This is a genomic window from Microbacterium aurum (genome assembly GCF_016907815.1).
Taxonomy (GTDB): domain Bacteria; phylum Actinomycetota; class Actinomycetes; order Actinomycetales; family Microbacteriaceae; genus Microbacterium; species Microbacterium aurum.
The window spans coordinates 2264820-2287617 of the sequence record NZ_JAFBCQ010000001.1; the positions used below are offsets into that span (position 1 = coordinate 2264820).

The 22798-nt window shown below is 70.9% G+C and carries 21 protein-coding genes and 2 tRNA genes; 10 read left to right on the forward strand and 13 right to left on the reverse strand.

Going from position 1 to position 22798, the window contains the following annotated elements; translation table 11 throughout:
* The first annotated feature begins 28 nt into the window (after positions 1-28).
* A complete protein-coding gene (ettA, locus tag JOD60_RS11215; protein WP_076690690.1) occupies positions 29-1708 on the forward strand; it encodes an energy-dependent translational throttle protein EttA in 1680 nt (559 codons plus the stop codon).
* Positions 1705-2190, forward strand: a complete 486-nt coding sequence (locus JOD60_RS11220) for an acyl-CoA thioesterase (RefSeq protein ID WP_372431028.1) — start codon at positions 1705-1707, stop codon at positions 2188-2190. The genes ettA and JOD60_RS11220 overlap by 4 nt, the downstream gene beginning before the upstream one ends.
* Here the strand turns inward: JOD60_RS11220 and JOD60_RS11225 are convergent.
* Complete coding sequence (locus JOD60_RS11225; RefSeq protein WP_232321774.1) at positions 2177-3049, reverse strand: acyl-CoA thioesterase; 873 nt, start codon at positions 3047-3049, stop codon at positions 2177-2179. The genes JOD60_RS11220 and JOD60_RS11225 overlap by 14 nt on opposite strands.
* 87 nt (positions 3050-3136) lie before the next feature.
* Between JOD60_RS11225 and JOD60_RS11230 the strand changes: the two genes are divergently transcribed.
* The gene (locus tag JOD60_RS11230; RefSeq protein WP_076690693.1) at positions 3137-3814 is read left to right on the forward strand and encodes a DUF8185 domain-containing protein; all 678 of its coding nucleotides are present in this window, start codon (positions 3137-3139) and stop codon (positions 3812-3814) included.
* Positions 3815-3822: 8 nt separating this feature from the next.
* Here the strand turns inward: JOD60_RS11230 and JOD60_RS11235 are convergent, their stop codons facing one another.
* The 10 genes from JOD60_RS11235 to JOD60_RS11280 all read right to left on the reverse strand — a co-directional run bounded on the left by JOD60_RS11235 (position 3823) and on the right by JOD60_RS11280 (position 15683).
* Positions 3823-5490 (reverse strand): FAD-binding dehydrogenase, encoded by a 1668-nt coding sequence (locus JOD60_RS11235; RefSeq protein ID WP_076690694.1) that lies wholly within the window; start codon positions 5488-5490, stop codon positions 3823-3825.
* 31 nt (positions 5491-5521) lie between these two features.
* Positions 5522-6001 (reverse strand): globin, encoded by a 480-nt coding sequence (locus JOD60_RS11240; protein ID WP_076690695.1) that lies wholly within the window; start codon positions 5999-6001, stop codon positions 5522-5524.
* On the reverse strand, positions 5998-7131 hold the full coding sequence (locus JOD60_RS11245; protein ID WP_076690696.1) for a mechanosensitive ion channel family protein: 1134 nt from the start codon (positions 7129-7131) through the stop codon (positions 5998-6000). The genes JOD60_RS11240 and JOD60_RS11245 overlap by 4 nt, the downstream gene beginning before the upstream one ends.
* A gap of 51 nt (positions 7132-7182) precedes the next feature.
* Positions 7183-7854 carry a response regulator transcription factor gene (locus JOD60_RS11250; protein ID WP_076690697.1) on the reverse strand — a complete coding sequence of 224 codons (672 nt, stop codon included), beginning with the start codon at positions 7852-7854 and terminating at the stop codon, positions 7183-7185.
* Positions 7851-9110, reverse strand: coding sequence for a sensor histidine kinase (locus JOD60_RS11255; protein ID WP_157127942.1), 1260 nt, complete (start codon positions 9108-9110; stop codon positions 7851-7853). The genes JOD60_RS11250 and JOD60_RS11255 overlap by 4 nt, the downstream gene beginning before the upstream one ends.
* A gap of 9 nt (positions 9111-9119) precedes the next feature.
* On the reverse strand, positions 9120-9977 hold the full coding sequence (locus JOD60_RS11260) for an ABC transporter permease subunit (RefSeq protein ID WP_232321601.1): 858 nt from the start codon (positions 9975-9977) through the stop codon (positions 9120-9122).
* A complete protein-coding gene (locus tag JOD60_RS11265; RefSeq protein WP_076692189.1) occupies positions 9974-10882 on the reverse strand; it encodes an ABC transporter ATP-binding protein in 909 nt (302 codons plus the stop codon). The genes JOD60_RS11260 and JOD60_RS11265 overlap by 4 nt, the downstream gene beginning before the upstream one ends.
* A 107-nt stretch (positions 10883-10989) precedes the next feature.
* The gene (pepN, locus tag JOD60_RS11270; protein ID WP_076690698.1) at positions 10990-13542 is read right to left on the reverse strand and encodes an aminopeptidase N; all 2553 of its coding nucleotides are present in this window, start codon (positions 13540-13542) and stop codon (positions 10990-10992) included.
* Between the two features lie 72 nt (positions 13543-13614).
* Positions 13615-15306: a SulP family inorganic anion transporter gene (locus tag JOD60_RS11275; RefSeq protein WP_372431032.1), complete on the reverse strand. Its 1692-nt coding sequence runs from the start codon at positions 15304-15306 to the stop codon at positions 13615-13617.
* The gene (locus tag JOD60_RS11280; protein WP_076690699.1) at positions 15303-15683 is read right to left on the reverse strand and encodes an ArsR/SmtB family transcription factor; all 381 of its coding nucleotides are present in this window, start codon (positions 15681-15683) and stop codon (positions 15303-15305) included. Before JOD60_RS11280 ends, JOD60_RS11275 begins: the two co-directional genes overlap by 4 nt.
* Before the next feature lie 58 nt (positions 15684-15741).
* Here JOD60_RS11280 and JOD60_RS11285 point away from each other — a divergent pair, with 58 nt between their 5' ends.
* Genes JOD60_RS11285 through JOD60_RS11300 form a run of 4 tightly spaced genes read left to right on the forward strand, consistent with a single transcriptional unit; the run spans position 15742 to position 19575 of the window.
* Positions 15742-16302, forward strand: coding sequence for a ribose-5-phosphate isomerase (locus tag JOD60_RS11285; protein WP_076690700.1), 561 nt, complete (start codon positions 15742-15744; stop codon positions 16300-16302).
* Between the two features lie 15 nt (positions 16303-16317).
* A complete protein-coding gene (locus JOD60_RS11290; protein ID WP_076690701.1) occupies positions 16318-17346 on the forward strand; it encodes an Fpg/Nei family DNA glycosylase in 1029 nt (342 codons plus the stop codon).
* Positions 17347-17401: 55 nt separating this feature from the next.
* Complete coding sequence (locus JOD60_RS11295; protein WP_076690702.1) at positions 17402-18073, forward strand: FMN-binding negative transcriptional regulator; 672 nt, start codon at positions 17402-17404, stop codon at positions 18071-18073.
* On the forward strand, positions 18070-19575 hold the full coding sequence (locus JOD60_RS11300; RefSeq protein ID WP_076690703.1) for an amidohydrolase: 1506 nt from the start codon (positions 18070-18072) through the stop codon (positions 19573-19575). The genes JOD60_RS11295 and JOD60_RS11300 overlap by 4 nt, the downstream gene beginning before the upstream one ends.
* A 101-nt stretch (positions 19576-19676) precedes the next feature.
* On the opposite strand, the gene JOD60_RS11305 is transcribed toward JOD60_RS11300, so the two are convergent.
* Positions 19677-20162, reverse strand: a complete 486-nt coding sequence (locus tag JOD60_RS11305; protein WP_076690704.1) for a Dps family protein — start codon at positions 20160-20162, stop codon at positions 19677-19679.
* A 134-nt stretch (positions 20163-20296) separates the two neighbouring features.
* On the opposite strand from JOD60_RS11305, the gene JOD60_RS11310 reads away from it, so the two are divergent.
* Positions 20297-20836, forward strand: coding sequence for a gamma carbonic anhydrase family protein (locus JOD60_RS11310; protein WP_076690705.1), 540 nt, complete (start codon positions 20297-20299; stop codon positions 20834-20836).
* Positions 20837-20883: 47 nt separating this feature from the next.
* On the opposite strand, the gene JOD60_RS11315 is transcribed toward JOD60_RS11310, so the two are convergent.
* Positions 20884-20957: transfer RNA gene (locus JOD60_RS11315), tRNA-Gly, on the reverse strand.
* 108 nt (positions 20958-21065) lie between these two features.
* On the opposite strand from JOD60_RS11315, the gene JOD60_RS11320 reads away from it, so the two are divergent.
* A tRNA-Pro gene (locus JOD60_RS11320) sits at positions 21066-21139 on the forward strand.
* A 70-nt stretch (positions 21140-21209) separates the two neighbouring features.
* On the forward strand, positions 21210-22724 hold the full coding sequence (gene tig, locus JOD60_RS11325; RefSeq protein ID WP_076690706.1) for a trigger factor: 1515 nt from the start codon (positions 21210-21212) through the stop codon (positions 22722-22724).
* Positions 22725-22798 lie beyond the last annotated feature (74 nt).

The following is a 22798-nucleotide window of genomic DNA, read 5'->3' on the forward strand; positions in this document are numbered from 1 at the left end:
ACCACCGTCCGCGTAGACTTGGGTCGTTATGGCCGAATACATCTACTCCATGGTCCGCGCCCGCAAAGCGGTGGGCGAGAAGCTGATCCTCGACGACGTCACCATGTCGTTCCTGCCCGGGGCGAAGATCGGCATGGTCGGCCCCAACGGTGCCGGTAAGTCGACGATCCTGAAGATCATGGCGGGCCTGGACACCCCTTCCAACGGCGAGGCGAAGCTGACCCCCGGCTACACCGTCGGCATCCTCATGCAGGAGCCCGAACTCGACGAGACCAAGACCGTCCTGGAGAACATCCAGGAGGGCGTAGCGATCAAGGCGAAGCTCGACCGCTTCAACGAGATCTCGGCGCTCATGGCCGACCCGGACGCCGACTTCGACGCCCTGCTGGCCGAGATGGGCGTGCTGCAGGAGGAGATCGACGCCGCGGACGGCTGGGACCTCGACTCGCAGCTCGAGCAGGCGATGGATGCGCTGCGCACGCCACCCGGTGACGAGCCGGTCACGAAGCTCTCCGGCGGTGAGCGCCGTCGCGTGGCGCTCGCGAAGCTGCTGCTGCAGAAGCCCGATCTGCTGCTGCTCGACGAGCCCACCAACCACCTCGATGCCGAGAGCGTTCTCTGGCTCGAGCAGCACCTGCAGTCCTACAAGGGCGCGGTCATCGCGATCACCCACGACCGGTACTTCCTCGACAACGTCGCGGAGTGGATCGCCGAGGTCGACCGCGGTCGCCTGATCGGCTACGAGGGCAACTACTCGACCTACCTGGAGAAGAAGGCCGAGCGCCTCGACATCCAGGGCAAGAAGGACGCCAAGCTCGCCAAGCGCCTCAAGGACGAGCTGGAGTGGGTGCGTTCCTCGGCGAAGGGCCGCCAGACGAAGTCGAAGGCGCGCCTGGCCCGCTACGAGGAGATGGCCGCAGAAGCCGAGCGCACCCGGAAGCTCGATTTCGAGGAGATCCAGATCCCGGCCGGTCCGCGCCTGGGCAACGTCGTGATCGAGGCGAAGAAGCTGCAGAAGGGCTTCGGCGACCGTTCGCTCATCGACGGCCTGACCTTCAGCCTGCCGCCGAACGGCATCGTCGGCGTCATCGGCCCCAACGGCGTGGGCAAGACGACACTGTTCAAGACGATCGTGGGTCTCGAGCCGCTCGACGGCGGCGACCTGAAGGTCGGCGAGACGGTCAAGATCAGCTACGTCGACCAGAGCCGCGCCAACATCGATCCGAACAAGACGCTGTGGGAGGTCGTCTCCGACGGCCTCGACATCATCACGGTCGGCAAGACCGAGATCCCTTCGCGTGCCTACGTCTCGAAGTTCGGCTTCAAGGGTCCGGACCAGCAGAAGAAGGCCGGCGTGCTCTCCGGTGGTGAGCGCAACCGCCTCAACCTCGCGTTGACCCTCAAGGAGGGCGGCAACCTGCTTCTCCTCGACGAGCCGACGAACGACCTCGACGTCGAGACGCTGAGCTCGCTGGAGAACGCGCTGCTCGAGTTCCCCGGCTGCGCGGTGGTCATCACCCACGACCGGTGGTTCCTGGACCGCATCGCGACGCACATCCTCGCTTACGAGGGCACCGACGAAGCGCCGGACAAGTGGTACTGGTTCGAGGGCAACTTCGAGGCGTACGAGCAGAACAAGATCGAGCGCCTGGGCGTCGACGCGGCCACCCCGCACCGCTCGACGCACCGCAAGCTGACCCGCGATTGAGCACCGTGGACTCCTCACGGATCCACGTCCCCATCCATCTCCGGTGGGGCGACCTCGACGCGTTCAACCATGTCAACAACGCGACGATGCTGAAGCTCCTCGAAGAAGCGCGCGTGCGCGTCTTCTGGCTTCCCGTCGTCGGTGAGGATGCTCCTGACACAGCCGTGATCGAGGCGGGTGCGGATGCCGGCGAGCTCACGCTCATCGCCCGGCAGGAGATCGAATACCTCGCGCCGGTGCCCTACCGACGCGATCCCTTGGACGTGCAGCTGTGGTTCGGCAAGCTCGGCGGGTCCAGCGTGGAGGTCTGCTACGAGGTGTACAGCCCGATCGGCGACGCGCCGCAGGTGCTGTACGCACGTGCCTCGTCGTCGGTCGTGCTGGTGGACGCGGTGACCTTCCGCCCGGTCCGTCTGTCGCAGCGGATGCGCGACGCGTGGACGCCCTACCTCGGCGTGCCCGTGGCGTTCAGCCGCCGCTGACGCCGCCGTCCGCGGACGCCTCCGGCACCCGCACCATGATCTCCTGGGCGACCGAGGCCACGAGCTCGCCGTCGCGCGTGAAGATGCGCCCTGTCGCGAGCCCGCGGCCGCCGCGAGCGCTCGGGGACTGCTGGGCGTAGAGCAGCCACTCGTCGACCCGCGCGGGGCGGTGCCACCACATGGCGTGGTCGAGACTGGCGACCTTCAGACCCCTCAGCGACCACGGCACGCCGTGCGCACGCAGCACCGGCTCCTGGATGGTGAGGTCACTCATGTAGGCCAGCACCGCGCGGTGCAGGGCCGGGTCGTCGCCGATCGGGCGACGCGTCCGCATCCACACGTGCTGCTGCGGCACGTGCGGCCCCGGCACGCGATCGTAGATCGCCCCGTCGGCGTGGACGAGTTCGATCGGGCTGTCGGAGACGAGCCGCTGGGACAGCGGGTGCAGGGTGGTCGCGTCCGTGCGCTGCTGCGCTTCCTCGGGGGAGAGGACGCCCCTCGGGATCGGATGCTGGTGGTCCAGCCCGGGATCCTCGTGTTCGAAGGACGAGATCATGGAGAAGATCGGCACGCCGTGCTGAAACGCCTGCGTGCGCCGGGTCGAGAAGGAGCGCCCGTCGTGGATGCGGTCCACCGACAGCGTGACGCCCTGCGACGCGTCGCCGGGCCGCAGGAAGTATCCGTGCATCGAGTGCGGGACCCGCTCATCGCCGGTGGTGCGGTCGGCGGCGATGATCGCCTGAGCGAGGACCTGTCCGCCGAAGATGCGACCGGTCGGCATCGGATGCGACGACCCGGTGAAGATGTCCTCCGTCGTGCGCGCACCCGAAGAGGCGAGATCGATGACCTCCAGCATCATGCCCACCGGGTCATGCTGCCCGTTCACCATGTCGCACCCACGTGCACTCCCGTCCTCGACCGCGTGACGCTTGCTAGTTTAGAGCGGGTGTCCGCCCGCCTCCTGTTCCCCGACGCCCCCACGGCCGCCGATGCCATCGTCTTCGCAGGGCGGGCTGCCCGGCTGGGTGACGGCGCGGTGCGGTTGCAGGGGCAGCGCGGCACACTCGCGCTGACCGCGGCGCCGCTGGCCCCCCAGACGCTGCTCGACACCACGCCGACCGTCCTCGGGATGCGCGCCGTGCGCGTCGACCCCGAGCTCGAGTGCGACCTGGCGGTGGATGCCGCCTCCCTCGCCGTCGACGATGCGGACCCCCTCGCCGTGGTGCTGCCCGGCACCGCGGTATCGGCGCCCTGGACAGGCATCTCACCCCCGCGCGCGGGCTGGGCCGATGTCGGCGAGCTCCCGGCATCCCTCCTCGCGCAGCGCGCGCAGTGGGGCATCGCCGCCGTGGCCGAGGCGGTACCCGACGCCCCCGGTGAGGATGTCGTCCGCGCCGTCCGCGCGGAGATCTGGGGGAGCGCCGACGACGCTCTGGACGGCCTGCCCCTCGGGGTCGCGTTCGCGGCGTTCGCGCTGGGGTTCATCGGCGGGGACGAGCAGGCGGCGGTCCGGACGGCCGGGCCATGGATGCGGGTCAGCCTCTCACGCGGTCACGTCCTGTCGCGCTCCACCACGCGCGCGGGTCTGACCCCCGTGCGGACGACGGGAACCGCCCGACCCTGACCCGGACGTCACACCGCCGCCGCGGCAGCGCGTCCGGCGGTGCGGCCGGAGAACAGGCATCCGCCCACGAACGTCCCCTCCAGTGCCCGGTAGCCGTGCACGCCACCGCCGCCGAACCCGGACGCCTCGCCAGCGGCGTACAGCCCTGGCACGGGAGCGCCGTCCGCACCCAGCGCGCGCCCGGACAGATCGGTCTCGATCCCACCGAGCGACTTGCGGGTCAGCACGTGCAGCTTGACGGCGATGAGCGGGCCGTTCTCGGGGTCGAGGATGCGATGAGGTGTCGCGGTGCGGATCAGCTTGTCACCGCGGTAGGCGCGCGCCGACCGCAGCATCGCGATCTGGGCGTCCTTGGTGAAGTCGTTCGCCATCTCCCGGTCGCGCGCCTCCACCTCGCGGCGCACCGTGTCGGCATCCAGCGCCTCGCCGCCGGGGAGGGCCCGCATGCCGGCGATGAGCTCGTCGAGGGTTCGGCGGACGACGAAGTCCGCGCCGTGGTCGAGGAAGGCCTGCACGGGCCCGGCGGCCCCTTTGCCGAGCCGGGAGCGCAGCAGCAGCCGGACGTCCTTGTCGGTGAGGTCGGGGTTCTGCTCGCTGCCCGAGAGAGTGAACTCCTTCTCGACGATCTTCTGCGACAGCACGAACCAGGAGTGGTCGTGCCCGGTCGTCCGGAGGTGGGCGAGGGTACCGAGCGTGTCGAAGCCAGGGAAGAGCGGCACGGGCAGCCGCGCGCCCGTCGCGTCCAACCAGATCGAGGACGGTCCCGGCAGGATCCGGATGCCGTGATTGGGCCAGACCGGATTCCAGTTCTGGATCCCCTCGACGTAGTGCCACATCCGGTCGCCGTTGATGACGCGCGCACCGGCGCGCTGCGCGACCGGCTGCATCGACCCGTCGACGTAGGCGGGCACGCCGGAGATCATCGTCGTCGGGGGCGTGCCGAGGTTCGCCGGCCACTGCGCCCGCACGAGATCGTGGTTGCCGCCGATGCCGCCGGAGGAGATCACGGTCGCCGCGGCCGTGATCTCGAACTCGCCCACCACCTCGCGCGAGCTCAGCACGCCGCGCGCAGCGCCGGAGGGTGCGAGGACCTCGCCGACGGCCCCGGTCACGATGCCGGCTGTGCTCGTGAGTGCCGTGACGCGGTGCCGGGGGAGCACCGTGATGCGGCCCTGGGCCTCGGCGCTCTCCACGGCGGCCTGGAAGGGCGCGACGAGCCCCGGGCCGGTACCCCAAGTGATGTGGAACCGGGGAACGGAGTTGCCCGGGCCGGTCGCGGTGTAGCCGCCGCGCTCCGCCCAGCCGACGACGGGGAAGAAGCCCACTCCCTTCTCCCGCAGCCAGGCGCGCTTCTCGCCGGCGGCGAACTGCAGGTATGCCTCTGCCCATTGCCGGGGCCAATGATCCTCTTCGCGGTCGAAGCCGGCGGTGGCGAACCAGTCCTGCCGGGCGAGGTCGAGGGAGTCGGAGATCCCCATCCGCCGCTGCTCGGGGGAGTCGACGAAGAAGAGTCCGCCGAAGGACCAGAACGCCTGGCCCCCGAGGTTGGTGCGGGGCTCCTGGTCCACGATGATGACGTTCTTGCCTGCGGCGGCGGCTTCGGTGGCGGCGACAAGCCCCGCCAATCCCCACCCGATCACGAGGACATCGGCGGCGTGGGGGGATGCTGTGGTCATGTCGACTCCTTCGTCGAGGGATGCGGCGGGGTCAGGACGACGGCGTCGTCGGGGGGATCTCGGGATGCAGCGGAAGCTCGGCGGCCGACGCCGGCCGGGCGGGGCCGATGCCGCCGGCCGACGAGCTGGGCTCGAAGGTGTTGACCATCGCGAAGGCGGCCCGCTGCAGGTAGTCCCACAGTGTCGCTTCGTGCAGCGGCGGCAGGGCGAGTTCGTCGACTGCGGTGCGCATGTGCGCGAGCCACCGGTCGCGCGCGTCGGGGTTGACGTGGAACCCCGCGTGTCGCATGCGCAGGCGAGGATGACCCCGGCGCTGGCTGTAGGTCGTCGGTCCGCCCCAGTACTGCTCCAGGAACAGCGTGAGCCGCTCCGCGGCGGGCGCCAGATCGGCCTCCGGGTACATCGGGCGCAGCACCTCGTCGGCGGCGACCCCGCGATAGAACGTGTCGACGAGGCGCACGAACGTGTCGTGCCCGCCGATCTCGTCGTAGAACGACATCGGCTCGCTCATGAGGGCTTCTCCTCGGTCGGGGACGTCGGTTCGGTCTGCGACGTCGACTCGGTCGCCGGGGTCGGCTCAGCCGCAGGCGCGGGCCGCTTCGTCGCGCTCTTGCGCGGCTTCCAGACGCCCTTGCCGTCGCCGGCCGCGGTCGGCGTGACCGGTGTGGGCCTCGTGCGGGGCGGGTTGGCGCCGCGCACGCGCTGGGCGCCCTCCAGACCCGCCAGCATGACGGTGTTCATCGACGGCAGCGTCACACCCAGCTCGTCCATGGCGTGCTTCAGCCGCATCCGCAGTTCCCTCGCGACGTCGTCCTTCGCGTTGGCGCGGGTCTTGATGACGAGACGGATGACGAGAGCATCGCCGGTGATCGACTCGAGGCCCCAGATCTCGGGCTGCTCGATGATCCGCGTGCGCCACTTCGGGTCTTTCGTGAGCGACTTGGCGGTCGTCAGCATGGTCTTCTCGACCTGATCGATGTCGACGTCGACGGGCAGCGCCAGGTCGATGATGACGCGCGACCAGCCCTGCGACATGTTCCCGATGCGGGTGATCTCGCCATTGCGGACGTACCAGAGAGTGCCGTTGACGTCGCGGACGTGGGTGATCCGGACGCTCACGTACTCGACGATGCCGGTCGCGAGCCCGAGGTCCACGACGTCGCCGATGCCGACCTGGTCCTCGGCGACGATGAAGATGCCGTTGAGCACGTCCTTCACGATGTTCTGCGCGCCGAAGCCGAGGCCTGCGCCGATCGCCGCAGACAGCAGGGCGAACGAACCGAGCACACTCTGATCGATGACGTTGACGGTCATGAGGATCGCGACGATCGCGATCGCGACGTTGACGATGTTCTGCAGGATCGTGCCGAGCGTGCGCGTGCGCTGCACGAGTCGCATGGCCGCGAGGGGGGAGCGCTCGAGGGCCTGCGTGTCGTCGACGTTCGCCTTGCTCTTGGCGCCCGACACGATGCGGTTCACGACGCGGCGGATCAGCAGGCGCAGCAGGCGCGACAGCACGTAGGCGCCGAGGATGATGGCGACGATCGCAAGGAGCTTGAACCCCACCGCTTGCAGGATGTCGAGCCACCAGCCCCAGGACCACTGCGCGGGCGGCGTCGTATCGAGGGGGACGATGCTCATCCTCTCGATCCTACCGACGACGGCCGTACGCCCGCCGTGAGGCGCGGCGGGTCACGGCAGCGGGTCGGCGGGGCCGACCAGGCCGCTGCGGTGCGCGAGGATCACCGCGTGCACGCGGTCTCGCGCGCCGAGCTTGGCGAGGATGCGTCCGACGTGCGTCTTCACGGTCGATTCGCCGAGGAACAGGGAGGCCGCGATCTCGGCGTTCGTGAGGCCCCGACCCATCGCGAGGAACACATCGCGCTCGCGCTCGGTGAGGCTCGCGACGAGGCGCGACGCCGAATCCGCCGGCGCCAGCCGTGAGGCGCGCGAGATGAGCTCCCGCGTCACCCGCGGCGAGAGCACGGCGTCGCCGCGGTGGATCGCCCGCACCGCCGCCGTGAGTTCGTCCCGGCGGGCGTCCTTCAAGAGGAACCCGCTGGCACCGGCATCCAGCGCACCGAACGCGTACTCGTCGAGGTCGAAGGTCGTCAGGACGAGGACGCGGGTGGTCGGCATCTCCGCGACGATGCGGGCGGTCGCGGCGATGCCGTCGGTGCGGGGCATGCGCACGTCCATGAGCACGACATCGGGGCGGGTGCGACGGACGGCGTCGACCGCGGCCTCCCCGTCGCCGGCTTCGCCGACGACGTCGATGTCTGCTTCGGCGTCCAGGACGAGCCGGAAGCCGACACGAATGAGCTCCTGGTCGTCGACGAGCAGCACGCGGATGGGAGCGGTCATTCGTCCTCCGGGGTCGAGGGTGGCTGCGGCTCCTGCGGCAGACGGGCGTGCACGCGCCACCGGCCCCGCTCCGCCGGTCCGGCCTCGAGGGTGCCGCCGACATGGTCCGCCCGTTCCCGCAGACCCTGGATGCCGTGGCCGCCCGCGTTCGGCGCACCGGTGACGCCGTCGTTGCTCACGGTGACCGTCGTCTCCGACGCGGTCGTCGCGATGACGACGTCGATGCCGGTGGTGTGCGGGGCGTGACGCATCGCGTTGGTGAGGCTCTCCTGGACGATGCGGGCCAGGGCGCGTCGCACCGCGGCCGACTCCGGATAGGCGCCGGCCAGCTGGACGGTGACCGGGAATCCGGCGCGGCGGGCAGCGGCCACCGGGGCGGCGACGGGATCGTCGTCGACGGCGGCCAGCGGCGCATCGGGCGCGCCGTCGCGGAGCACGCCGAGCATCGCGCGCATCTCACGCAGCGCGTCGCGTGCGGTGTCGCTGATCTGCGCGGTCGCGCGCCGTGCCCGCTCCGGATCGTCGGTCGCTGTCGCGCCCTCGGCCAGGGCCACGACCACCGTCAGGGAGTGCGAGACGATGTCGTGCATCTCCCGCGCGATGCGGGCACGTTCGGCCGCGGCGGCCAGCTGCGCCTGCTGATCGCGCTCGACCAGCAGCTGCCGTGAGCGGTCGATGATGGCCTCGACATACCGCTTGCGATTGCCCACGTTGATGCCGACGAGCACCCCGATCAGCGAAGAGCCGAGGCTCGTGATGACGATGTTCGACAGATCCGCAGGCGACGCCCCACCGAGCAGGACGCCGGCGCTCGCGAGCGCGATGAGGACTGCTCCGGCACCGGCCCAGCAGATCCACGCCACGCGCGTGCCGCGGTAGACCGGGACGGCGTACAGCGCGACCATCAGCAGGGGCGCCGACCCGGGCGAAGGGGCGAGCATCATGCCGGCTGAGGCGGCGGTCGCCACGGCCGCGACCGCAACGGGGAAGCGGCGGCGCAGCAGCAGCGCGGCCGACGCGGTCACCGCGGCGACCAGCACGACTCCCGAAGGCAGCGCCGTCGCCGAACCGCCCTGTCCGGGCGGGAGGCCACCAGTCGCCGGCCCGACCGACAGTGTGAGGGTCACGAGGGCGATGAGGATGTCGGCGAAGAGGGGATGCCGTGCCCAGAACCGCCGGATCACGCCCGGAGCACGCGGCAGCCGCAGGTCGACGTCGCGAGGGACGTCGACGCTGCGGCTGCGGCGATCGGGCACGCCTGAAGCCTAGGCGTCGCGGGTGCGCAGGATCAGCCAGCCTCCCACGAGCGCGGCGACCGGCCACGCCAGGAGGGACACGATCGCGGTCCCGATGTCTTCCGAGCCGGGGGTCGTCAGCACCTGAGCCGCCGACATCGGCAGGTACTTCCCGAGGTCGACGACCCACTGCCAGGCCTCGCCTCCCATGACGAACATGTTCGTGACGATCGGGAGGACGAACAGCACACCGACGGTGGCGGCGATGGCACCGGCGCCGTTGCGCACGATGAACCCGAAGCCGAGGCCCAGCAGGCCGAAGCTCGCCATCGCGAGCAGGCTGTACAGCAGCGGGATGGTCGAGCCGGCCGGGTCGGACCAGTCGATGCCGCTGTCGCCGAAGATCGGCGCGGTCACGAGGATCGCGACCAGGGAGCTCACCACGGTCGTCGCGATCAGGAGCGCCGCGACGGTGACGGCCTTCGCGATGAGCACGGTGCCGCGACGCGGCTCGGCCGTCAGGGTAGAGCGGATCATGCCGGTGGAGTACTCGCCGGTGATGGCCATCGCGCCGAAGATCCCGGCGACGAGCATCGTGAACTGCATGGGCGCGACGATCGCCGTGACGGCGGCGTAGTCGAAGGTCGCACCGACCTCGGCGGCCGACGCGCGAGAGGACTCCACCGCCGAGGCGATCATCAGGGAGATGCCCACGGCGAGCAGTGCCGTGATGCCGAGCGACCACCAGGTGGAGCGCAGCGTCGTCAACTTGATCAGTTCGCTGCGCAGCACCCGGCCGAAGCTGAGGTGCTCGGAGCGGCTGTCCGCGCGCAGCGGGCGCCCGGGGGCGGTCGGCGTGGCGTCGGCGTTCAGTGCGGTGGTCATCATGCGTCCTTCGTCTTGTACTCGACGGCGGTCTCGGTGAGGGCGAGGTAGGCGTCCTCGAGCGAGCCGGCGCGGGGGCTGAGCTCGTGCAGCGGAATGCCGTGGGCGGCGGCGGTGTCGCCGATGACGGCGGCATCCACACCGGTGATCAGGAGCGCACCGGCCTCTGCCGCCTCGATCGTGACGTCGGGGCCGGCCACGAGCCGGGTGAGCTCGTCGGCGCGCGGCGTGCGCACGGTCACGGTGGTGCGCGTCCACCCCCGGACCAGCTCGTCGATGGGCGCATCGGCGAGCACCCGGCCGCGACCGAGGACGATGACGTGGTCGGCGGTGAGCGACATCTCGCTCATCAGGTGGCTCGACAGCAGCACGGTGCGCCCCTGCGCCGCCTGCCCACGGACGAACTGGCGCACCCAGCGCACGCCCTCGGGGTCGAGCCCGTTGACGGGCTCGTCGAGGATCAGCGTGTGGGGATCTCCGAGGAGCGCCGCGGCGATGCCGAGACGCTGGCCCATGCCGAGCGAGAACTTCCCGGCACGGCGGCGGGCGACCTGCGTGAGACCGGTGATCTCCAGCACCTCGTCGACGCGGGAACGGGGGATGCCGTGGGTCGCGGCCATGGCGCGCAGGTGGCTGCGAGCGGATCGCCCGGTGTGGACGGCCTTCGCGTCGAGCAGGATCCCGAGGTCGGTGAGCGGCGACCGCAGGCTCCGGTAATCCGCGCCGCCGACCGTGACGTGACCGGATGTGGGCCGATCGAGGCCGACGATCATCCGCATGGTGGTCGACTTGCCGGCGCCGTTCGGCCCGAGGAAGCCGGTCACCTTGCCGGGCTGCACGGTGAAGGAGACGTCGGAGACGGCGGTCTTCTCGCCGTATCGCTTCGTGAGGTTCTCTGCAACGATCATGACCTCGACGGTACGGAACACGCGCCGCGGCCACATCCATCGGAGGTACCGACGACGACGCGGCGACCTCCACCCGTAGGGGGAGGCCGCCGCGTCGGTCGGCGTGCTCAGTCCTCGGCGTCGCGCTCCTGCACCGCGAGGGCCCGCTCGACACCGGCGAGGTTCTCCTGGACCAGTCGCCGCAGCGCCGCGGGGGCGTCGGCGTGGGCGGCCAGCCACGCGCGCGTCGCGTCACGCAGCTCGGCGGAGGCCAGCGCGGCGGGGTAGAGCCCGGTGATGAGGTAGTTGGCGATCTGATAGGTCCGCGAGTCCCACACCGGCAGCAGCATCTCGAAGTACGGCTCGACGAACGAGGCGAGCGTTTCGACCCCCGCGGGGTGCGTGAAGCCCGCTGCGGCGGAGCGCACGACCGTGTTCGGCAGGTCCGCGCTGTCCACGAGCGACGCCCACGCCGCGCGCTTGGCGGCGACGTCGGGCAGGGCCGCCTTCGCCTGCGCGGCGAACTCGCCGCCCTTCGCGGTGTTGTCGGCGGCCAGCGCCGCGTCGATGTCGGCGGTGGAGACCACGCCGCCGGCGGCCAGCGACACCAGCAGCGCCCACGACAGGTCGGCGTCGATGTCGAGACCGGCGAGCGTCGTGTCGCCGTCGCGGAGCGCGCGCACCTGCTCCCAGTGCGCCGGCGTGGCGGCGGCGCCAGCGAACGCGGTCACGAACTGCAGCTGGCTGTCACTGCCGGCGGGCGCGGCCTGCGCGAGCTCCCACAGTCCGTCCGCGACGCGCACGCGGGCCGCGTCCCGACGCTCCGGGGCGACGTACGCGTTCGCGGCCAGCTGGAGCTGGCCGAGGGTCGTCCGCACCGTCGTCGACTCGGTCTCGGCGCCGATGTTGCGCAGCACGAGGTCGATGTAATCGGATGCCGACGCCTCGGCATCCCGGGTCTGGTCCCACGCCGCGCCCCACACGAGCGAGCGCGCCAGCGGGTCGCTGATCTTCGCCAGGTGCGCGATCGCCGTCTGCAGCGACCGGTCGTCGAGGCGGATCTTCGCGTAGGCGAGGTCGTCGTCGTTGAGGAGGATCAGGTCGGGGCGCCGCTGGCCAACGAGCTCGGGCACCTCGGTGAGATCGCCGTCGACGTCGAGCTCGATGTGGTGCGTGCGCAGCAGCTCGTCGCCCTGCAGCGTGTAGAAGCCGACGCCGAGACGGTGCGGTCGGATCGTCGGATAGTCGGCCGGCGCGGTCTGTACGATCGCGAAGCGCGAGATCACGCCGTCGTCGCCGACGCGCAGCTCGGGCGCGAGAGTGTTGACGCCGGCGGTCTCGAGCCACTTGCGCGACCAGGTGGACAGGTCGCGCCCGCTCGTGGCCTCGAGCTCGGTCAGCAGATCGACGAGTTCGGTGTTGCCCCAGGCGTGCTTCTGGAAGTACTGCCCGACGCCCGCGAAGAACGCGTCGATGCCGACCCACGCCGCCAGCTGCTTGAGCACCGAGCCGCCCTTGGCGTACGTGATGCCGTCGAAGTTGACCTGCACGTCCTCGAGGTCGTTGATGGTCGCCACGACGGGGTGGGTGGAGGGGAGCTGGTCCTGACGGTACGCCCAGGTCTTCTCCATGGCGTTGAACGTCGTCCACGCCTCGGTCCACTCGGTGGCCTCCGCGGTCGCGATCGTCGACGCCCACTCGGCGAACGACTCGTTCAGCCAGAGGTCGTTCCACCACTTCATCGTGACGAGGTCGCCGAACCACATGTGGGCGAGCTCGTGGAGGATCGTGACGACGCGGCGCTCCTTCACGGCATCCGTCACCTTCGACCGGAACACGTACGTCTCGGTGAAGGTCACCGCGCCGGCATTCTCCATGGCGCCCGCGTTGAACTCCGGGACGAAGAGCTGGTCGTACTTCGCGAACGGATACGGGACCCCGAACTTCTCCTCGTAGTACGCGAAGCCCTCGCGGGTCTTGTCGAAGATGTAGTCGGCGTCGAGGTGCTGCCACAGGCTCTTGCGGCCGTATACGCCCAGCGGAATGACACGCCCGGACGCGCTCGTCAGCTCGCTGAAGACCGACTCGTACGGCCCGGCGACGATCGCGGTGATGTAGGACGAGATGCGCGGAGTCGGCTCGAACGCCCACGTCGCCTTGTCGTCGCCCTCGCGGACGATCGGCTCGGGGGTGGGGGAGTTGGAGATGACCCGCCACGCGGCGGGCGCGGTCACGGTGAACTGGAAGGTGGCCTTGAGGTCGGGCTGCTCGAACACCGCGAAGACACGCCGTGAGTCGGGGACCTCGAACTGCGAGTAGAGGTAGACCTCGCCGTCGACCGGGTCGACGAAGCGGTGCAGACCCTCTCCGGTGTTCGTGTACAGGCAGTCGGCGTCCACGACGAGCTCGTTGTCGGCAGCGAGGTCGGTCAGCGCGATGCGCGCGTCGGCGAACGCCGTCGCGGGGTCGATCGCGCGGCCGTTGAGGGTGATCTCCCGCACTTCGCGGGCGATGAGGTCGATGAAGGTCGAGGCGCCTTCGGTCGCGCGGAACCGGATGACGGCGCGGGAGCCGAAGACCTCGGGTCCCTTCGTCAGATCGAGGGCGATGTCGTACGACTCGGTCTCGACGATCGCGCGGCGCTCCTGCGCCTCGGTGCGGGTGAGGTTCTCTCCAGGCACAGCCATGCTCCCGTGGGTGAGGGGTGGATGCCGCAAGGCGACGCTGCTGGCGTCGACGGCAACTGGTCAAGCCTACGTCGTCGCGGCGTCGCGCTCGCGTCGGATGTGGTCGCGGGCGTGGGCGATCGCCGTGGGCAGGTCGGTGAACAGATGCTTGTGGTGGCGGAGCGACCCCAGCACCCCGACGGAGCGGAACAGGTCCTCGTGACGGGGCTGCACGCCCTTGATCAGCACCGTGATGCCACGCCGCTCCAAGCTCTGGACGATGTCCCCCAGCATCCGCGCCCCCGTCGCGTCGACGAGTTCGAGCTGACTCATCCGCAGGACCACGACCGATACGTCGTCGAGGGCGCTGACCTCCTCGAAGACGCGGTCCGCGGCCGCGAAGAAGAGCGGCCCGTCGAAGCGGAGCACGGCGATGCGCTCGTCGCCGGACTGCGCGTCGCCGCCGATGGCCTCACGGTGCACGGAAGAGGCGCGGGACAGGCTCCGCAGCGCGACGATGCCGGCGAGGATCACGCCGATGACGACGGCGACGATGAGGTCGAACGACACCGTGATCACCGCCGTCAGCACGAAGGCCAGCGCGTCGGACCGGGTCGAGCGCAGGATCGCGCGGACCGTGCCGGCGTGCACCATCCGCACGGCGGTGACCATGAGGACGCCGGCGAGAGCCGCCAGAGGGATGGTCGCGACGGGGCCGGATGCCGCGAGCACCACGACCAGCAGGACGACGGCGTGACCGATGGCGGCGAGTCGCGAGCGTCCGCCGGAGCGCACGTTGACGGCGGTGCGGGCGATCGCGCCGGTGGCGGGCATGCCCCCGAACAGGGCCGAGCCGAGGGAGGCGATGCCCTGACCGACGAGTTCGCGGTCGGGGTCGTAGGGGCCGGTGTCGGCCATGCCCGCGGCGACCCGCGCCGACAGCAGCGACTCGATCGCGGCGAGAGCGGCGACCGTGACGGCGGGCAGGATCAGCGCCGACAGCGCCGCCGGGTCGACGGCGGGAAGGGCGGGGGTGGGAAGGCCGGCCGGCAGCGCGCCGATGCGCGGCAGCGGCGTCGGCAGGACGAGCGCGAGGAGCGTCACGACGACGATCCCGACCAAGGAGCCGGGAATCGCCGCGTGCAGCCGCGGCGCCAGCACCATGCATGCCGCCACGACCAGAGCCGCTCCGACGCCCCACGCGAGGAGGACAGGATCGGCCTCGCCGAGCGCCTGCACGGCGGCGATGAGGGCGTTCGAGCTGTGGCCGGTGGCGGCGTGACCGACCAGCTGCGGGATCTGCTGCAGGAAGATGATGACGGCGATACCGAGGGTGAACCCCTCGATGACGGGCCACGGGATGAACGACACGGCGCGGCCGAGGCCCAGCATCCCGGCCACGAGCACGATGCCGCCGGCGAGGAGCGTGACCGCCGCGACCGATCCGACCCCCTGGGTCGCGACGATGGGGGCGAGGACGACGACCATTGCCCCGGTGGGACCCGACACTTGCACGGGCGAGCCGCCGAACACGGCGGCCAGCACGCCCGCGACGATCGCGGTGACGAGCCCAGCTTCGGCGCCGACGCCCGAGCTGACGCCGAAGCCGAGCGCGAGTGGCAGGGCGACGATCCCGACCGTCAGCCCCGCCAGCAGATCGCCCCGCCACGTGCGCCGCGCACCGGCGTAGTCGGCGCGGGACGGGGCGAGGTCCCGGAGGTACGAGGCGATGCGGCGCCAGCCGGGTCCGCTGATCGCCTGCGGAACGGTGGCGGTCACGCGCGCGAACCGCGGGGAGGATCGGGCAGCGCCGGGAGGGCGCGCGCGTCGGTGAGCAGCTCGCCGTCGGCGGCGAGGATACCCAGCAGCAACTCACGGGCGGCCGTGAGCAGATCGGCGACGCGAGGATCGGCGAGTCGGTAATAGACGTGGCTGGCACGGCGCTCGGAGTCGACGAGGCGGTGGCGACGGAGCACCGAGAGGTGCTGCGACAGATGGGAGGCCTCCAGGCCGGTCTCGTGCTGGAGCTCGGCGACGCTGCGCTCATCGGCGGTGGCGAGCAGTTCGAGGAGGCGGATGCGGAACGGGTGCGCGAGCCCCCTGAACAGGTTCGCCTTGACCTCGTAGAGCGGGCGCTGCGCGTGAGTGAATGGCATGATGGATCCATCATATCGCGAGGTCCGGCGCCCGCCCGGCGTCCCTAGGATGGGAGCCATGCGCATCCACATCGCGACCGATCACGCGGGGCTCGAGTTCTCGACGCAGCTGCAGCACCACCTCGCCGAGCAGGGGCACGAGGTCATCGATCACGGCCCACTGGAGTACGACCCGCTCGACGACTACCCGGCGTTCTGCATCCGCGCCGCGCAGGCCGTCGTCCGCGACCAGCAGGCGGGCATCCCCACCCTCGGCGTCGTGTTCGGCGGTTCGGGCAACGGCGAGCAGATCGCCGCGAACAAGGTGCGCGGCGTGCGGGCCGCGCTCGTGTGGAGCATCGCCACGGCCGAACTCGCCCGCGAGCACAACGACGCCAACGTCATCGCGATCGGCGCGCGCCAGCACACCGTCGCCGAGGCCATTGGGTACATCGACCGGTTCATCCAGACGCCGTTCTCCGGTGAGGAGCGTCACGCGCGCCGCATCGCCCAGCTCGCCGCCTATGAGGCGGACGGCACTCTCCTGCCCGACCCGCGTGCCGCCCGTGGGCAGGCTCAGGAACCGGCGCAGAGCCTCGGCGGCGAGTCCGCCGATGCGATGGACCCCGAAGCCGGCTGATGCCCTCCTCCGCTGATGCCTGAGGGGCATTCCGTCCACCGCATCGCGCGGCAGTTCGACCGGAACTACGTCGGCCGCCAGGTCGCGGCATCCAGTCCCCAGGGCCGTTTCGTCGAAGGCGCCGCGCTCATCTCGGGGCGCGAGGCGGTGAGCGTCCGCGCCGTCGGCAAGCAGATGTTCCTCGAATTCGACGGCGACCTGTGGCTCCGCGTGCACCTCGGCATGTACGGCGCGTGGGACTTCGCCGGCGAGATCCTCGTCGACCCGACGATCGCGTCGGCCAACGGGCGGATGGGGCAGACCAATCAGCGCGGGACGGATCTCGCCACGGCATCCGATGCTCCCGTGTTCGACGCGGCGGTGTTCGACGCGGCGGGGGAGAACTCGCTGAGCTCGATCGGCGCGCCGCGCCGCGCCCGCGGGCGGGTGCGGATGAGTGAGCAGACGCGCGATCTCGTCGCTGACGACGAGACGGAGTGGCCGCCCCCGGTCGTCGGTCAGGTGCGCCTGCGACTGCTCACCGACGTCACGTCCGCCGATCTGCGCGGGCCGACGGCCTGCGAGCTGCAGAGCCCGGAGGAGGTGCAGGCGACGATCGCGAAGCTCGGTCCCGACCCCCTGGTGGACGACCCCGCCGAGGGGGAGGAGCGGTTCGTCGCCACCGTACGGCGCAAGCCCACTCCGATCGGGCTGCTGCTGATGGATCAGACGGTCGTGAGCGGCATCGGCAACGTCTACCGGGCCGAGCTGCTGTACCGCGCCCTCCTCGACCCGCACACGCCCGGCAAGCTCGTGCCCGAGCAGCTCGTCCGCGAGATCTGGCGCGATTGGACGCGGCTCCTCGCGATCGGTGTCGAGACCGGCCAGATGATGACGATGGACGACCTCGACCCCGAGGCCTACGCCCGCGCCATGGCGCACCGCGACGACCGTCACTGGGTCTACCACCGCGCGGGACTGCCGTGCCGAGTGTGCGGCACGGCGATCGTGCTGGAGGAGATGGGCGCCCGCAAGCTCTACTGGTGCCCGTCGTGTCAGAAGTGAGGCCCGTCGTGGCAGAAGTGAGGCCCGTCGTGTCAGAAGTGAGGAAGGGGCCGCGATGAGGCAGAATCCCAGTTTCGCGATGACGGATGCCGCGGAGCTCCGCCGCGTCATCGACGACAACCCCTGGATGACGCTGGTCAGCCAGACCCCCGACGGTCTCGTCGCGTCGCACTATGCCGTGCTGCTGGACGAGGACCGGGACGACCTCACGATCGTCGGCCACGTCGGCAAGCCCGACGACGCGATCCACGGGCTGGGGGAGCGGGAGCTGCTGGTCATCGTGCAGGGTCCGCACGGCTACATCTCGCCCGGCTGGTACGGCGATGTGCCGAGCGTGCCCACCTGGAACTTCGTGTCGGTGCACCTCAGCGGCATCCCGGAAATCCTCTCGCCCGAGGAGAACCTGCGGGTCCTCGACCGCCTCGTCGCGCGGTTCGAATCGGCCCTGCCGCAGCCGCGACTGATGTGGCAGGCGCCCAACGACGAGGAGTATGTGCGGCGGCTCGAACGCGGCACCGTCGGATTCCGCCTCACGCCGACGAAGGTCGTCGCCAAGCGCAAGCTGAGCCAGAACAAGTCCGACGAGGTGGTCGACACGATCATCGCCGAGCTGGAGGCCGGGGCGAGCCCGTACGCCGACCCGCGCCTGTCCGCGGAGATGCGGCGTGCGCACGACGCGATCCGGGCCGCCCGCGGTGGGCCATCGACCGGCGGGGTGGCGTCGTGAGCGGTCGGCCGCAGCGCGGCGAGGCACCCGACGTCATCGCGAACGCGCGCCTCACCGGAGCCGACCGGCTCGACCCTTTCGGCGACGACGCGGTCGACATCCATCTCGCTGCCGGCCGCATCGTCGACATCGCTCCGGCGGGCGCGCTGCCGCACCGTGGGCTCGTGCTCGACGCCGACGGCGGGTGGGTGATCCCCGGGCTCTGGGACCACCACGTGCACACCGTGCAGTGGGCGCTGGCGGCCCAGCGCGTGCCGCTCGACGGCGCGCCCTCGGCGGCCGCGGCGGCTGCCCTGATGAGCCGTGCTCCGGTGCTCGCGGATGGACGCCGGGTCGGTGCCGGGTTCCGCGACGCGCTGTGGCCCGATGAGATGGACATCGTCACCCTCGACGCCGCGACGGGCGAGGTGCCGACCTACCTCATCAACGCCGACGTGCACAGCGTGTGGCTGAACTCCGCGGCCCTGCGTCGAGAGGGCTTCGCCGTCGATGCCTCCGGGGTGCTCCGGGAGGAGCCCGCCTTCGAGATCTCCCGGCGGCTCAACGCCGCCGATCCGGCCGTCGGCGACACGCTCGTCGCGGCGTCGCTGCAGGCCGCCGCCGCGCGCGGCGTCGTCGGCATCGTCGACTTCGACATGGCATGGAACGCCGAGGCATGGCGTCGCCGCACGGCTGCCGGGTTCGACACCACCCGCATCCGTTTCGGCATCTACCCCCCGCAGCTCGATCGTGCCCTCACCGAGGGGATGCGCACCGGCGACGCGCTCGATGAGCGGGGACTCGTCCGCGTGGGCTCACTCAAGGTGATCACCGACGGATCACTGGGCACCCGCACCGCGGCGTGCTCGCACGCCTACCCCGGAGACCCGCACAACCACGGCATCCTCACCGTGTCGCCCGACGCGCTCGTCGAGCTGATGACGCGCGCGACGGGCGGCGGGCTGTCGTGCGCGGTGCACGCGATCGGCGACGTCGCGAACTCCCACGCGCTCGACGCGTTCGCCCTCTCCGGAGCCACCGGCACGATCGAGCATGCGCAACTGGTCGCCGCCGCTGATGTCCCACGCTTCGCGCGGCTCGGCGTCGGAGCGAGTGTGCAGCCGGAGCACGCGATCGACGATCGCGACATGACCGACGCGATCTGGGCGGATCAGACAGCGATCGCGTATCCACTGCGCGCATTGGCGGATGCCGATGCGAACCTGCTGTTCGGATCCGACGCGCCCGTGGCCCCCCTCGACCCCTGGGCCGCGATGGCCGCCGCCGTGCACCGCACTCGCGACGGCCGGCCGGCGTGGCGCCCCGAGCAGGCCGTGGATGCCGCGATCGCCCTCGCGGCGTCGACCGAGGGCGGGTCGGCGGCGGCCACGGCGCTGTCGCCGGGCGCCGCGGCCGACCTGGCCGTCGTGGATCGCGACCCGCTGACGGCGGCGGAGCCGGAGCTGCGCGCCACAGCCGTCTCGGCGACGCTGCTCGCCGGGCGGCTCACCCACATGGCGTGACCTCCTGGCGCCTGTCGCGGCGCCGGGCGGCCGATGGCCTGTCCGGAACGACGGATGCCCCGGGCGCGAGGCCCGGGGCATCCGTGTTTCGTGCGGTGCGGTTACGCGGCGAGGTGAGCCGAGAGGAACCAGCGGTCCTTCTCCAGGCCCGCCTTGATGGTGATCGCGACGTCCTGGCTGGTCAGGTCGGTCTCGTCGAGACCGTCGATGGCTGCCTGGACGTCCGCGATCACGGTGTCCATGTCGCTCACGACGGCGGCGATGACCTGCTCCCACTGGGTGAAGCCGGCCGGCACCGCGGTGGGCTGGGTCTTGTCGGCGACGGTGTTCAGGCGCGCGTCGATCGGCAGGCCGAGGGCGACGATGCGCTCCGCGGCGAGGTCGGCGAACTCCTGCGCGTGCGCGACGACGGAGTCGAGGAGCTCGTGGATCGCGATGAAGTTCGCGCCACGAACGTTCCAGTGCGCCTGCTTGCCGTTGACGGCGAGGCCCTGCAGGCCGAGCGCGACCGGCGTCAGGAACTGTGCCGTGCTGGCGGCGTACTCGGGGCTCGCGGCCGTCGAGGAGATCGTCTGCGTCTTGGTCATGATGTGGCCTCCATTCGTCGGGGCGGTGCCCCACGTTGTGTTCAACGCTACTCAGCCCGGAGCATTCCGCAAGCAAGAGAAGGCTGGGCTTACGCCCTGCGTCGACCGCGCGATCGGGCGCTACATTCGGGGGCATGACGATCGCCGACGACGCCTCGATCCTGTCCCTTCCCGCCGGGTCCCCGCGCGTGCACGAGACGGCGTTCGTCGCCGCCGGGGCGCGCCTCGTCGGGGACGTGAGCCTCGGCGAGGGAGCGAGCGTCTGGTACAACGCCGTGGTGCGGGGCGACAGCGCGCCCATCGTGCTCGGGCCGGGCAGCAACCTGCAGGACAACGTGTCGGTGCACGTGGATGCTGGGCACCCCGTCCTGATCGGCGCGGACGTCTCCGTGGGGCACAACGCCGTCGTCCACGGCTGCACGATCGGCGACGGCTCGCTCATCGGGATGGGCAGCGTCGTCCTGTCGGGGGCCGTGATCGGCGCCGGCTGCCTCGTCGCCGGGGGAGCTGTCGTGCTGGAGGGCACCGTCGTGCCGGACGGGTCGCTCGTCGCCGGTGTGCCCGCGAAGGTGCGGCGCGCGTTGACCGATGATGAGAAGGCGGGGATCGTGCGCAACGCCCAGATCTATCGCGCGCACTCCGCCGCCCATGCGACGGCATCCGACGCCCGCTGAGCCCTGCCGTGGTGCGGCCTCTCGGCGGAGGTGGCCACGAGGGCCGGTGGAGGGGATGACGGGAATCGAACCCGCGTAATCAGTTTGGAAGACTGAGGCTCTACCATTGAGCTACATCCCCGAGCCTGCCGCGTGGCAGGGCCTCGAAGAGTCTACTAGGTCACGTCGGCTAGACTGACCACCGGCCGTTTTTCGGCGCACGCCCCCTGTCGAAAGGCAAGTGCGCGCCCGGGGCGTAGCTCAGCTTGGTAGAGCGCCCGCTTTGGGAGCGGGAGGTCGCAGGTTCAAATCCTGTCGCCCCGACATACGGCCCGCAGACCCAGACCACCACGGACGCGCTGTTGCGCGGCCGGACACGAGGAGAACAACAGGCATGGTCACCAGCACCGTCGAGAAGCTCGGCCCCACCCGGGTGAAGCTGCACATCACGGTCACCCCCGATGAGCTGAAGCCGAGCATCACGCACGCGTACGAGCACATCGCCCAGGACATCCAGATCCCCGGCTTCCGCAAGGGCAAGGTCCCGGCTCCGATCATCGACCAGCGAGTCGGTCGCGGCGCCGTGATCGAGCACGCGGTCAGCGAGGGCCTGGACGGCTTCTACCGCGAGGCCGTGACGGCCAACGGGATCCGCATCGTCGGCCGCCCGTCGGCCGAGGTCATCGAGTGGCCGAGCGACAAGGACTTCTCCGGCGACCTCAAGGTCGAGGTCGAGGTGGACGTCCGCCCCGAGTTCGACCTGCCGGCGCTGGAGGACGTGACCGTCGAGATCGACGCCGTCGAGACCGACGAGGCCGCCATCGACGCCGAGCTCGATCGCCTGCGCAGCCGCTTCGGCACGCTCGTGACGGTCGACCGTCCCGCCGCGAAGGGCGACTTCGTCGAGCTGAACCTCGTCGCCACGATCGACGGCGCCGAGATCGACCGCGCCGAGGGCGTGTCGTACGAGGTCGGCTCCGGCGAGCTGATCGAGGGCATCGACGAGGCTGTGGACTCGCTCACCGCCGGTGAGGACACCACGTTCCGCAGCACGCTCGTCGGCGGCGACCACGCCGGCGAGGAGGCTGAGGTCTCGGTGTCGGTGACCGCCGTCAAGGAGCGCGAGCTGCCCGACGCCGACGACGACTTCGCTCAGATGGCGAGCGAGTTCGACACGATCGCGGAGCTCCGCGAAAGCCTCGCCGAGCGCGTCGCCGAGCAGTCGGTGTTCGTGCAGGGCGCCGCGGCGCGCGACAAGCTGCTGGAGGCGCTGCTCGCCAAGGTCGAGATCCCCGTTCCGGCCCAGCTCGTCGAGGACGAGGTGCACGCACACCTCGAGGGCGAGGGACGCCTGGAGGACGACGAGCACCGTGCCGAGGTCACCGAGGCCAGCCAGAAGCAGTTCCGCACCCAGATGATCCTCGACAAGCTCGCCGAGGCGCACGAGGTGCAGGTGTCGCAGGAGGAGCTGACGCAGTACCTCATCCAGTCGGCCGCGCAGTACGGCATGGCGCCGCAGGAGTTCGTCGACGCGCTGCAGCAGGGCAACCAGCTGCCGGCGATGGTCGGCGAGGTCGCCCGTAACAAGGCGCTCGCGATCGCCCTCGGCAAGGTCACCGTCGTGGACACCAACGGCAAGAGCGTCGACCTCACCGGCTTCGCCGCTGTCGACGAGGACGAGGCTGAGGCCGAGGTCGTCGAGGAGGCGCAGGAGATCGCGGATGCCGCGGCCGACGCCGAGGACGCCGCTTCCGCGAAGAAGGCTCCCGCCAAGAAGGCTCCGGCCAAGCGCCGCACTGAGCCTGCCGAAGTGAAGGCGGATGCCGACGAGAAGCCGGCCGCGAAGAAGGCACCGGCCAAGAAGGCACCCGCCAAGAAGGCTCCGGCGAAGAAGGCCGACGCAGAGTAAGCACACGTACGAAGGGTCGGATGCCGCGGCATCCGGCCCTTCGTCGTTCCCGGCGGCGGGCCCGGCGACACGGC

Excerpts from the sequence above, each read along its gene's own strand:
- JOD60_RS11225 (WP_232321774.1), bottom strand. The coding sequence starts at position 3,049 with ATGATGCTGGAGGTCATCGATCTCGCCTCTTCGGGTGCGCGCACGACG.
- JOD60_RS11285 (WP_076690700.1), top strand. The coding sequence starts at position 15,742 with ATGCGCATCCACATCGCGACCGATCACGCGGGGCTCGAGTTCTCGACG.
- JOD60_RS11235 (WP_076690694.1), bottom strand. The coding sequence starts at position 5,490 with ATGACCACAGCATCCCCCCACGCCGCCGATGTCCTCGTGATCGGGTGG.
- tig (WP_076690706.1), top strand. The coding sequence starts at position 21,210 with ATGGTCACCAGCACCGTCGAGAAGCTCGGCCCCACCCGGGTGAAGCTG.
- JOD60_RS11260 (WP_232321601.1), bottom strand. The coding sequence starts at position 9,977 with ATGATGACCACCGCACTGAACGCCGACGCCACGCCGACCGCCCCCGGG.
- JOD60_RS11310 (WP_076690705.1), top strand. The coding sequence starts at position 20,297 with ATGACGATCGCCGACGACGCCTCGATCCTGTCCCTTCCCGCCGGGTCC.
- JOD60_RS11295 (WP_076690702.1), top strand. The coding sequence starts at position 17,402 with ATGAGGCAGAATCCCAGTTTCGCGATGACGGATGCCGCGGAGCTCCGC.
- JOD60_RS11305 (WP_076690704.1), bottom strand. The coding sequence starts at position 20,162 with ATGACCAAGACGCAGACGATCTCCTCGACGGCCGCGAGCCCCGAGTAC.
- JOD60_RS11280 (WP_076690699.1), bottom strand. The coding sequence starts at position 15,683 with ATGCCATTCACTCACGCGCAGCGCCCGCTCTACGAGGTCAAGGCGAAC.
- JOD60_RS11290 (WP_076690701.1), top strand. The coding sequence starts at position 16,318 with ATGCCTGAGGGGCATTCCGTCCACCGCATCGCGCGGCAGTTCGACCGG.
- ettA (WP_076690690.1), top strand. The coding sequence starts at position 29 with ATGGCCGAATACATCTACTCCATGGTCCGCGCCCGCAAAGCGGTGGGC.
- JOD60_RS11245 (WP_076690696.1), bottom strand. The coding sequence starts at position 7,131 with ATGAGCATCGTCCCCCTCGATACGACGCCGCCCGCGCAGTGGTCCTGG.
- JOD60_RS11240 (WP_076690695.1), bottom strand. The coding sequence starts at position 6,001 with ATGAGCGAGCCGATGTCGTTCTACGACGAGATCGGCGGGCACGACACG.
- JOD60_RS11250 (WP_076690697.1), bottom strand. The coding sequence starts at position 7,854 with ATGACCGCTCCCATCCGCGTGCTGCTCGTCGACGACCAGGAGCTCATT.
- JOD60_RS11265 (WP_076692189.1), bottom strand. The coding sequence starts at position 10,882 with ATGATCGTTGCAGAGAACCTCACGAAGCGATACGGCGAGAAGACCGCC.